At 72.0% G+C, this 10,788-nt stretch carries 9 protein-coding genes and 1 pseudogene; 6 read left to right on the forward strand and 4 right to left on the reverse strand.

What is annotated here, in order from left to right; translation table 11 throughout:
- The first annotated feature begins 10 nt into the window (after nt 1–10).
- From AB0M59_RS37940 to AB0M59_RS37960, 5 genes are all read left to right on the forward strand, one after another.
- On the forward strand, nt 11–907 hold the full coding sequence (locus tag AB0M59_RS37940) for an acyl-CoA thioesterase II (protein WP_364625078.1): 897 nt from the start codon (nt 11–13) through the stop codon (nt 905–907).
- Between the two features lie 359 nt (nt 908–1,266).
- Nucleotides 1,267–2,169 carry a helix-turn-helix transcriptional regulator gene (locus AB0M59_RS37945; RefSeq protein WP_364625080.1) on the forward strand — a complete coding sequence of 301 codons (903 nt, stop codon included), beginning with the start codon at nt 1,267–1,269 and terminating at the stop codon, nt 2,167–2,169.
- A gap of 12 nt (nt 2,170–2,181) precedes the next feature.
- The gene (locus AB0M59_RS37950) at nt 2,182–2,385 is read left to right on the forward strand and encodes a DUF397 domain-containing protein (RefSeq protein WP_364625082.1); all 204 of its coding nucleotides are present in this window, start codon (nt 2,182–2,184) and stop codon (nt 2,383–2,385) included.
- A gap of 160 nt (nt 2,386–2,545) precedes the next feature.
- Nucleotides 2,546–2,755, forward strand: coding sequence for a hypothetical protein (locus tag AB0M59_RS37955; RefSeq protein WP_364625084.1), 210 nt, complete (start codon nt 2,546–2,548; stop codon nt 2,753–2,755).
- A 62-nt stretch (nt 2,756–2,817) separates the two neighbouring features.
- On the forward strand, nt 2,818–5,844 hold the full coding sequence (locus AB0M59_RS37960) for an AAA family ATPase (RefSeq protein ID WP_364625086.1): 3,027 nt from the start codon (nt 2,818–2,820) through the stop codon (nt 5,842–5,844).
- A gap of 105 nt (nt 5,845–5,949) precedes the next feature.
- On the opposite strand, the gene AB0M59_RS37965 is transcribed toward AB0M59_RS37960, so the two are convergent.
- The 3 genes from AB0M59_RS37965 to AB0M59_RS37975 form a co-directional block, all read right to left on the reverse strand.
- Nucleotides 5,950–7,560 carry a succinic semialdehyde dehydrogenase gene (locus AB0M59_RS37965; protein ID WP_364625088.1) on the reverse strand — a complete coding sequence of 537 codons (1,611 nt, stop codon included), beginning with the start codon at nt 7,558–7,560 and terminating at the stop codon, nt 5,950–5,952.
- A gap of 109 nt (nt 7,561–7,669) precedes the next feature.
- Nucleotides 7,670–8,689: a hypothetical protein gene (locus tag AB0M59_RS37970; RefSeq protein ID WP_364625090.1), complete on the reverse strand. Its 1,020-nt coding sequence runs from the start codon at nt 8,687–8,689 to the stop codon at nt 7,670–7,672.
- An 84-nt stretch (nt 8,690–8,773) separates the two neighbouring features.
- Nucleotides 8,774–9,391, reverse strand: a complete 618-nt coding sequence (locus AB0M59_RS37975) for a TetR/AcrR family transcriptional regulator (RefSeq protein ID WP_364625091.1) — start codon at nt 9,389–9,391, stop codon at nt 8,774–8,776.
- A gap of 93 nt (nt 9,392–9,484) precedes the next feature.
- Here AB0M59_RS37975 and AB0M59_RS37980 point away from each other — a divergent pair, with 93 nt between their 5' ends.
- Entirely contained in the window at nt 9,485–10,636 is a 1,152-nt protein-coding gene (locus tag AB0M59_RS37980) for an acyl-CoA dehydrogenase family protein (protein WP_364385804.1), read from the forward strand.
- A 23-nt stretch (nt 10,637–10,659) separates the two neighbouring features.
- On the opposite strand, the pseudogene AB0M59_RS37985 reads toward AB0M59_RS37980, so the two are convergent.
- Nucleotides 10,660–10,788: pseudogene (locus tag AB0M59_RS37985) on the reverse strand (IS110 family transposase); the annotation flags it as partial.

Consider the following 10,788-nt stretch of genomic DNA (forward strand, 5'->3'; position numbering starts at 1 on the left):
GGGTCTGGCCATGACTGAAATGGCCAGGACGGCCGCCACCGAACTGGAGATCCCGGGTGGCGGCCAGCCCGTGCTGGACCGCCTGATCGCGCTGCTGGACCTCGAAAAGATCGAAGAGAACATCTTCCGCGGCGTCTCGCCCGCCCACTCGCCGGTGCGGGTGTTCGGCGGGCAGGTCGCCGGCCAGGCACTGGTCGCGGCCGGGCGCACGGTCCCCGAGGCGCGCCGGGTCCACTCGCTGCACGCGTACTTCATCCGCGGCGGCGACCCCAGCGTGCCGATCATCTACGAGGTCGACCGGATCCGCGACGGGCGGTCGTTCACCACCCGCCGGGTCATCGCGATCCAGCACGGCAAGGCGATCTTCTCGCTCTCGGCGTCGTTCCAGAAGGACGAGCCGGGCATCGAGCACGCCGAAGAGATGCCCGAGGGCGTGCCGGCCCCCGAGACGCTGCCGACGCTGATGGAACGCGCCGAGGGCTATGCGATCGGAGCGCACAGCCGGCCGCGGCCGATCGACGTGCGGTACGTCAACGAGCCGCCGTGGGTCACCCGCGACACGGGGGAGCGGCCCGCGCGCAACCAGGTGTGGATGCGTGCCGACGGGAAGCTGCCCGACCAGCAGCTGCTGCACGTCTGCGTGCTGACCTACGCCTCGGACATGACGCTGCTGGACTCGGTGCTCGCGCGGCACGGCGTCTACTGGGACACCGACAAGGTGCTCGGCGCGAGCCTCGACCACGCGCTCTGGTTCCACCGGCCGTTCCGCGCCGACGAGTGGTTCCTCTACGACAGCGCGTCGCCGACCGCCTCCGGCGCGCGGGGCCTGGCCACGGGCCGGTTCTTCGGCGAGGACGGCACCCTCATCGCGACGGTCGTCCAAGAAGGACTCTTGCGCGTCCTCTGAAGCTTGTCGGGAAATCACCCTTACGGGCGACGAATAGGCGGAATAAACGTTCTGCCAATAAGGCGCCGAGGTGACGGAAGAGGGCCGGGGCCGATCGGGGGGCGGCCCCGGACCTCTTCTCCCGATGATCACGCGGCGAGCCGTGGATCGATCGTCTACGCTGCTCACAGGCCCTCGGTGGGGCTGGGGAAGCAAACCCGCCGCGTCCTGTCGCAGCGCAGGGTGCGAGCATACAGAAGCATTCTGCAAATTGCAGATACGACACCGGTAATAGGTACCGTGCGATTACTCGAACGTCCCTGTTAGATACTGGGAGCAAGCGAACGGCTACGACGCCGTCGACATCCGGAGGTGCCGCGATGGCAAGGGGACAGAGCCCCACAGTGCGCCGCCGGCGGCTCGCGGGAGAGCTGCGCCGGCTGCGCGAAGCCGCGGACCTCACGATCGACGAGGTGGGCGAGAAGCTCGAGTGCTCCGCGTCGAAGGTCAGCCGCATCGAGACCGGCCACGTGGGGGTCACCCCGCGTGACGCGCGGGACATGCTGGCCCTCTACGGCATCACGGGCGACGAGCAGGAAGCGCTCGTCCAGCTGGCGAGGGAGGCCCGCAAGCGCGGCTGGTGGCACGCCTACAACGAGGTCTTCACCGGCACTTTCGTCGGGCTCGAGGCCGACGCCAGCTCGCTGCGCGCGTTCCAGGCGCTGCTCGTGCCCGGCCTGCTGCAGACCGAGCGGTACGCCCGCGCGGTGATCCGGGCACTGCGGCCGGACGCCGACGAGGCCGAGATCCGCCGCCGCGTCGCCGCCCGGATGGCGCGTCAGGAGCTGCTGTCCGACACCCCGCCGCCGGAGTACTGGGCGGTGATGGACGAAGCCGTCCTGCGCCGCGTCGTCGACGGCCCCGAGGTGATGGCCGAGCAGCTCTACCGCATGGTCGCGCTCGCCGAGAAGCCGAACGTGACCGTCCAGGTCGTGCCGTTCGGCGCCGGCGCGCACCCGGGCATGGAGGGCCCCTTCCTGATCATGGGCTTCCCCGAGCAGGCCGACCCGGACGTCGTCTACGTCGACGACAGCACGTCCAGCGGCCTCTACCTGGAGGAACCCACAGACGTCCGGCGCTACGGGCTGATGTTCGACCATCTGCGCGCGGCCGCACTGAAGCCGGACGACTCGGTGGCGCTGATCGCCGAGGCCGCCGGACGGTTCGCCGAACAGGCTGCCGTTCCGGCTCCGGTGCACCATCTGGAACCGAGGACACAGTAAGGAGTGGGGACCATGGAAGCTGAATTCTCCGGGGCGCGGTGGTTCAAGAGCAGCCACAGCGGTGGCGGCAACGATTGCGTCGAGGTCGCGTTCGTCGCCGGTGGTGCCGCGCTGCGCGACTCGAAGGACCCCGAAGGTGGTGCTTTCCGCCTGCCCGCATCGGGCTGGCGGGGGCTGCTGGCCGCGGTGCGGCCCGGCGGCCCGGCGCACGACTGAGGCGGTTTTCGAAGACCCCTTACCCTCGCCGAGCTGGGCTCGGCCGGGAGTAAGGGGTCTTTTCGCGACCAGGGCTGCGTGATCACCCGATGCCTGAGGCTCCCCCTCAGGACGAACCTGAGTCCTACCAACCGGAGAACTCGGGAACAAGGGGAACACGATGCACAGCGATCTGATGCTCGACGCGGTCCGGGCCGAAGCGGCTTACCGGGCCGAGGAACTGCGGAAGGCCGGGCGCAGCGTCTGGGCCGCCCGCGCGCGCCGCGCCGTCCGCCACCTGCGGGCCGCGCGGACCGACGTCGACGTGCCGGCGCAGGAGCGCCGCGAGGCCGCGCGGGAAACCGCCGGTGTCGGCGAGACCGCCCGGTAGGGGCGGGGGTGATGGTGTCCAAGGCGATAAGCGTGCGGAACTTGTCGGTGGGGTAGGCGACAATGCTGATCGTGCCCCGACTCGGCTCCGGAATCCCGCTCGTCGCCCGTACCCACGAGATGCGGCGGCTCCGCGCCGCCTTCGCCCGGGCTGAACGTGGCGAAGCCGGCGCGGTGCTGCTCTCGGGGGACGCCGGGGTCGGCAAGACCCGGCTGCTGACCGCGCTGGGCGAGCACGTCGAGGCGTGCGGTGGGCTGCTGCTCACCGGCCGCTGCATCGACGTCCGCGAAGGCGGTCTTCCTTATCTTCCGTTCGCCGAAGCGCTCGCCCCGCTGGGCAGCGCGGCGGACCAGGCGGTGGCCGCGGCGGTGCGGCTCCGGCCCGCGCTCGGGCGGCTGCTGCCGCAGGGCCAGGGCGTCGAGGAGCCCCGGGCGGCCGAATACCCGCCGATGACCTCGAACGACCGGGAGACGATGGTGCGTCCCCGGCCCGAGCAGGATCTTGGTCAGCTGCAGTTGTTCGACGCGGTACTGGGGGTGCTGACCGAGATCGCGGAGTCGCGCCCGGTGGTGATCCTCCTCGAGGATCTCCACTGGGCCGACGCCTCGACCCGCAACCTGCTGTCCTTCCTGCTCAGCAGGCTGCGGGCGCAGCGGTTGCTGGTCGTGGGCAGCTACCGCGAGGAGGACGTGCACCGGCGCCACCCGCTCCGCGGTCTCCTTTCGGAGCTGGTCCGGCTCGCCACCGTCGAGCGCGTCGACCTGCACCCCTTCGGTACCGCCGACGCCCGGACGTTCGTCGAGGCGCTGGCCGACGAGCCGATGCCGGCGGACGTCGTGGCCGACATCGTCGCCCGGTCCGAGGGCAACCCGTTCTTCGCCGAGGAGCTGCTCGCCACCCAGTCCGAGTGCAACGACCTGCCCGCCGGGCTCGCCGAGGTGCTGCTGTCCCGGCTCGAGCGGCTCTCGCCGGACACCCGCAGGGTCGCGCGGGTGATCTCGGTGGCCAACGAGCCGGTGATGCACGGCGCGCTCGCCGAGGTCTCCGGGCTGGGGGAGCTGGAGCTCGACGAGGCACTGCGCGAAGCCGTCCAGCACCACGTCCTGGTGGTGCTGTCCGACGGCTCTTACACGTTCCGGCACGCGTTGCTGCAGGAAGCGGTGTACGGCGACCTGCTGCCGGGGGAGCGGTCGCGCACGCACGCGGCGTACGCGGCCCGGATCCGGGCGCGGCCGCAGGGCCGCGGCCACGACGCGAAGCTGGCCTACCACTCGATGCAGAGCAGCGACCTGGTCACCGCGCTGCCGGCGTTGCTGCGCGCGATGGACGAGGCCGAGAAGCTCGGCGCGCCCGGGTCGGCGCTGCAGCACGTCGAGCAGGCACTGTCCATCTGGGACGCCGTCCCCGCGGCCGAGCGGCCCGAGGGGTTCGACGAGCTGCGGCTGCTGCACGAGGCGTCCTACTACGCGGGCACGTCCGGTGAGCCCGAGCGCGCGGCGGCCTTCGCGCGGTCGGCCACGCAGGCGTTGAAACCGGACACTGCGGTCGACCGCGCGGCGAAGACGTGGCGGCGGCTGGCGGAGGCGCTGCTCGCCCTGGAGGGCACGCTCGACGAGGCGACCGCGGCCATCGACCGCGCCTGGGACCTGGTGAAGGACGCCGAACCGAGCGGCACGCGGGCCTGGATACTGGCCAGCCGGGCCGGGTTCCTGCGGATTCTCGAACAGCCCGAGGCGGCGCTCGACAGCGCGCGCACCGCGGTCGCCGACGCGCAGGCGGTCGGGGCGGCCGGCGCGGAGGCGTCGGCGCTGACCACGCTGGGGACGCTGGCCGACTCGGCGGGCGATCCCGCCGAGGCGCGCGAATGGCTGCGCAAGGCCCAGCGCAAGGCGCGGGACGCCGAAGCCCCGAACACCGAGATCCGCGCGACCTACTTCCTCGCCTTGAGCTACGACGACCAAGCCGAGTTCGCCGAAGCGCTCGACGAGGCCGGGCGCGGCGTCGCCCGGGCCGAGGAGGCCGGGCTGAGCTGGAGCGTCTACGGGCTGGAGCTGCGGGCGCGGCAGCTGATGCTGCGCTACCTGATGGGCGACTGGCCGGACGAGAGCGCCGGACGTGCCGGGCGCGGGGTGTCCAGCGCGGTCGCCGCGCGGATCCTGGCGATCTGGTCGCTGTTCGTCGTCGCGCGCGGCCGGTTCGACGAAGCCACGAAGCTCGTCGCCGGGCTGCGGCAGCACTGGACGGCGGACATGCAGATCCCGCTGTCGGTCGGGGACGCGGGCATCCAGCTGGCGTACTGGCGGGGCGACCACGCCGAGGCCGTGCGCCGCGCCGAAGACCTCATCGGCTGGCTGGAGCGGATCGAACCCGGGCTGCTGGCCGGTATCCGGGTGGCCGCGGTCGGCGTCACCGCCGCGGCCGCGCTGGCCACCGACGCCCGGGTCCGCGGTGACCAGGCCGCCGCCGACGCCGCGGTGGCGGCGGGCGAGCGGATGCTGGCGCACGGCCGGATGTGCTCGGTCGTCGGGCAGCCCCGCTCGGGGACGCTCGGACCGGAGGGCCGGGCGTGGCTGGCCCGGCTGGAGGCGGCGGCGTCGTGCCTGACCGGCCGGGGTGACGCGGAGAAGTGGGCGGCGGCGGCGGAGGCGTTCGGCTACGGCGCCGTGTACGAGCAGGCGGTCTGCCGCTGGCACGAGGCCGAAGCACGCCTGGCCACGGACGACGGCGACGCGCGGGAAGCGCTGGAGTCGGCCCACGCGGTGGCGATGCGCCTCGGCGCGATCCCGCTGCGCGACGCCGTCCGCGACCTCGCGCACCGCGCCCGCGTCGAGCTGGCGGGCGCGGAACCGGCGGCCCCGGTCCGCACGGTCGCGAACCCGCTGACCGACCGCGAGCGCGACGTCCTCGAGCGCGTGGCGCTGGGCCGCACGAACCGCCAGGTCGGCGAAGAGCTGTACATCAGCGAAAAAACGGTCAGCGTCCACCTGTCCCGCGTGATGGCGAAACTCGGCGCGAGCCGCCGCGCGGAAGCGGTAGCGATCGCCTACGACCGGGGCCTGCTCACGGCCCCGACCGCCGAACACGCGTGATCAGACCCGTAACTCGCGTGATCGAAGCCGGAACTCGCGTGATCAGAGCCGGTACGGCTTCAATCACGCGAGTTCCGTCGCTGATCACGCGAGTTACGGGTTGCGTCACCGGGGGAGGCGGCGGAGGGCCTTGAGGCCCAGCGTCATGCCGCGGGACCACAGCGAACCCGGGACCCGCTTCGGCGGGCGGAGCGCCAGCCCGCGCTGCAGCGCGATCGACTGGGACTCCGTGTACTTCAGCAGGCCCTCGGCGCCGTTGCGGCGGCCGACGCCGGAGTCCTTCATGCCGCCCATCGGGACGCCGACGCTGCCGAACGTCGCCGCGTAGCCCTCGTTGACGTTGACCGTCCCGGCCTTGAGGCGCGCCGCGACCTCCCAGCCCGCGCGGCCGTTGCGCGACCAGACGCTGGCGTTGAGCCCGAACGGCGTGTCGTTGGCCCGGTCGATGGCGTCGGTGACGTCGGTGTAGCCGTAGATCGAGACGACCGGCCCGAACGTCTCCTCCGCGAACGGCACCATGTCCGGCGTGACGCCGGAAAGGATCGTCGGCTCGTAGAACAGCGGCCCGAGGTCGGGCCGGGCGCGGCCGCCGGTGAGCACCGAAGCGCCCTTCGCGCGGGCGTCCTCGACGTGCGCCGACACCGTCGCGAGCTGGTCTTCCGACGTCAGCGACCCCATCTGGGCCTGGTAGTCGAGCGCGCCGCCGAGCTTCACCGCCGCGGTCCGCGCGACGAACGCCCGGGTGAACTCCTCACGGACGGACTCGTGGACGTAGATCCGCTCGACCGACACGCACAGCTGGCCGGCCGAGGAGAAGCACGCGGTCACCGCGCCCGTCGCCGCCTTCGCGATGTCGGCGTCGGGCAGCACGACCATCGGGTTCTTGCCGCCGAGCTCCAGCGAGTACGACGTCAGCCGCTTCGCCACCTGCCCCGCCAGCTCCTTGCCGGTCGGCGTGGACCCGGTGAAGCACAGGTAGTCCGACTCCTCGACCAGCGCGGTGCCGATCTTCGAGCCGCGGCCGAGCACGATCTGCCAGATCCCGGCCGGCAGCCCGGCCTCCTCGGCGAGCTCCTGCAGCCACAGCGCCGAAAGCGCGGTCTGGTTGTCCGGCTTCTGCACCACGGCGTTGCCGGCCGCGAGCGCGGGGAGGACGTCCATCGCGGTGAGCGCGAGGGGGTAGTTCCACGGCGAGATGACGCCGACGACGCCCTTGGGGTGCCGGATCTCGCCGGCGCGGGTCAGCCCCGGGATGACGCCCGCGACGCGGCGCGGGGCGAGCAGCTTGGCGGCGTGCTTGCCGTAGTAGGCCGCGACCAGCGCGGTCGCGCTGACCTCGTCGAACGCGTCGAGCCGGGCCTTGCCCGCCTCGACCTGGACCAGGTCGAGCACCTCGTCCTGGCGGGCGAGCACCAGGTCGTGCAGCCGGGTGAGGACGCGGGCGCGCTCGGCCGGGGAGCGTTCCGCCCAGGCCCGCTGGGCGGTCCGCGCGCCGGCGAACACCGCGCGGACGTCGGCGTCGGTGGCCTGGGGCAGCGTCGCGATCGGCTGCCCGGTGAAGGGGGCGTGCATGCGGATCGGCGCCGAGTCCGCGCCGCCCGCCACGCGGGCGACGAGCTGGGCCGCCCGCGCCGAGCCGGGCGCCCCGGCGACGCCGCCGACGGTCGGCGGCAAAGGGGTGTCTTCGACTGCGTTCGCGGGGGTCGTGCTGGTCATGACGTCTCCGTTCCGCGGCGTCCGGAGTCCGCACGACGCCGCGCAGGGGTTACCGACGAGTACACCATACCGTCGGTACGTCAGTTGTCCAGTCTGATGTGAATAAGTTTCACGTCTTGGGTGGGTTCAGCGGCGGGAGCTGGTAGTTCGGCTCGGTCGGCGACGGCGGCTCCTGACCGGGGTGCGCTTGGGCCTGCGTCGCGCCGCCGTAGGGGTCGTCGAGTCGCGGCGACAGTCCGCCCGACTGGGCGGGCAACGGCTGCGAAGGCGTCCCCACCTCCCCGGACTGGGCGGGGAACGGCTGCGAAACCGGCCCGCTCTGCGCCGGGAAGGGCTGGGAAACCGGTGCGCTCTGCGCCGGGAACGGTTGTGACGACGGCGCGCCCGGGTACGGCGGCGGCCCGCCCGGGTACTGCTGCGCGCCCGGATAGGGCTGCGCGAACTGCTGCGGCGGCACCGGGTACGGCCTCGACTGCTGCTGGTAGGGCTGGCCGTACGGCCCCGGCGGTGGTCCCGACGGCCCGGTGGCCGGACGTCGTCCGGCGAGCGTCGCGAGGACCAGCGTCACGACGCCGAGCGCGCCGCCGCCGAGCAGGATCCAGAACCCGAGGCCGGTCGAGTAGACCGAGTTGAGCGACCCGTCGTCGGACTCGTAGCTCAAGGTCGCCGAGACGTCCATGCCGAGCATCCACACCGCCGCGGCCACCCCCGCGCCACCGGCCACGAGAGCCGTCCGGGCGCCCGACCGCACGCCGAAGCCCGCCGAGCGGCGCGCGCCCGCGAACGCCAGCCCGGCTCCGGCCAGCAGCACCAGCGCGCCGGCGGAGAGCGGGATCCCGTAGTGCGCGACGTGGGTGTTCTCGTAGAACTTCTTCGCTTCGTCGCTGGGTTCGACGTCGAACGAGCGTGACCAGGCGCTGATCGTCTGGCTGCTCTCGGCCTTGCCGCCGACGACCTGCTCGAACTTCGTCTGCGGGAGGAACGACCCGGCCAGCACGACCACCGCGGCGACGGCGCCGACGATCCCGGCGATCAGCCGAAGGCGCGCGCCGGCGTCGGCGGGCGGCCGTGGTGGCTGTGGTTGTGGCGGGGGAGGGCCGTACGGGTTCTGGTACGGGCTGGCGGTCATCGGAGCTCCCCTCTTCCGGGGGGATTGGACCACGAATCCGCCTGCGGGATAAGGGGTATTCCAGCCCTTGCGGGTCCCGGCTGGTCAGCTTGGCGCAGTGGTTGCGTCCTGGTAGAGCAGCACCGCGATCCGCTTCCACTCTTCCAGGAGCTGTCGCCGCCGGTTCGGGTCGCCGCCGAGCTCGGCGTCCAGCGCCAGCCCGCGGGTCAGGTTCACGGTGAGCCAGAACAGCATCTCCGCACGTTCGGGCGGCAGCTCACCGGCGACCTGGGTGACGTGCTCGAGCGTGGCGCGGCCGAGCGCGCGGTCGACCGGGCGGATGGCGGCGCGCAGCTCGGGGTCGGTGCGGGCGGCGACCCACAGCTCGGTGACCGCGGTCGAGAGCGTGCCGGAATAGCCGGTCCAGAGCAGGTCGATCGCCGCGGCGACGCCGGTGCCGCCGCTGGGCAGCTCGTCCAGCGACGCGGCGAGCTGGTGACGCAGCTTCGTCGTCAGGTGTTCGACGGCGGCCGCCATCAGCTCGGCCTTCGCGGTGAAGTGGTGCTGCACCGCGCCCTTCGAGACGCCGGCGCGGGCGCAGATCTCCTGCACCGACGTGCGCGCGTACCCGACGTCCACCAGGCAGTCGATGGTCGCGTCGAGCAGCGCGGTACGGGTCTGTTCGCGCCGCTGCGCCTGGGTCCGGTGCGCCGTCGAGGTCACTTCGGCCTCCCTGCTTTACCTACAGGCCGGTACGGATGTACATTCCGAAGTGAACTTACATGCTGATCGTCATGTTTTCCAGCAGGAGGTCCCGTGCCGCTTCAACTCCCGAAGAGCTCCTGGAGCACGACCGAGCTCGACGACCTCCGCGAGCTCTCGCGGTCGTTCCTGCAGAAGGAGGCCGTGCCGCACCAGGAACGCTGGGCGGCCGAGAAGAAGGTCGACCGAGAGCTGTGGACCAAGGCCGGCGAGGTCGGCCTGCTCTGCCTGTCCATCCCCGAGGAGTACGGCGGGGGCGGCGGTACCTTCGCCCACGAGGCCGTGCTCTACGAGGAGCAGGCGCGCTCGGGTGACAGCGCGTGGGGCGTGACCGTCCACAACGGAATCGTCGCGCACTACCTGAGCGCGTACGCCTCCGAAGAGAAGAAGCGCGAGTGGCTGCCGAAGATGGCCAGCGGCGAGCTGGTCGGCGCGATCGCGATGACCGAGCCCGGCACCGGGTCGGACCTGCAGGGCATCAAGACCCGCGCGGTGCGCGACGGCGACCACTACGTCATCAACGGCGCCAAGACCTTCATCACCAACGGGTTGCACGCCGGCCTGGTGGTCGTCGCCTGCAAGACCGACCCGGACGCGGGCGCGCAGGGCGTCTCGCTGATCGTGGTCGAGACCGACACCCCGGGCTTCCGCCGCGGCCGCGTGCTCGACAAGGTCGGCCTCAAGGGCCAGGACACCGCCGAGCTGTTCTTCGACGACGTCCGCGTGCCCGCCGCCAACCTCCTCGGCGACGCCGAAGGCCAGGGCTTCTTCCAGCTGATGCTGCAGCTGCCGCAGGAGCGGCTGATCATCGCCGTCACCGCGGTGGCCGGGCTGGAGGCCGCGGTCGACCTCACGCTGGAGTACACGAAGGAGCGCACGGCGTTCGGCCGGCCCATCTTTTCCTTCCAGAACACCAAGTTCAAGCTCGCCGAGGCGGCGACCGAGGCGGCCGTCGCGCGGGCGTTCCTCGACCAGTGCATCGAACGCCACCTCAAGGGCGAACTCGACGTCCAGGGCGCGGCGATGGCGAAGCTGTGGACGACCGAGCGCGTCAACAAGGTGATCGACGACTGCGTGCAGCTCTTCGGCGGCTACGGCTACATGAGCGAGTACCCGATCGCGCGCGCGTGGGCCGACGTCCGGATCTCGCGGATCTTCGGTGGTACCAGCGAGATCATGAAGGAAATCATCTCCCGCTCGCTCTGAAAGACATCCCAGGAGGGTAGATGTCAAGCAGCGACGTTCTCGGCGTGATGCGACCAGGCGGTCTGTTCGTCGTAGACGGTGCCGGTTGTGAGGCAGCCGTGGAGAATGCCGACGAGCCGGTTGGCGAGCTGCCGCAGAGCGGCGTTGTGGCC

The sequence above is a fragment of the Amycolatopsis sp. NPDC051371 genome (assembly GCF_040682155.1).
In the GTDB taxonomy this organism is placed as follows: Bacteria; Actinomycetota; Actinomycetes; order Mycobacteriales; family Pseudonocardiaceae; genus Amycolatopsis.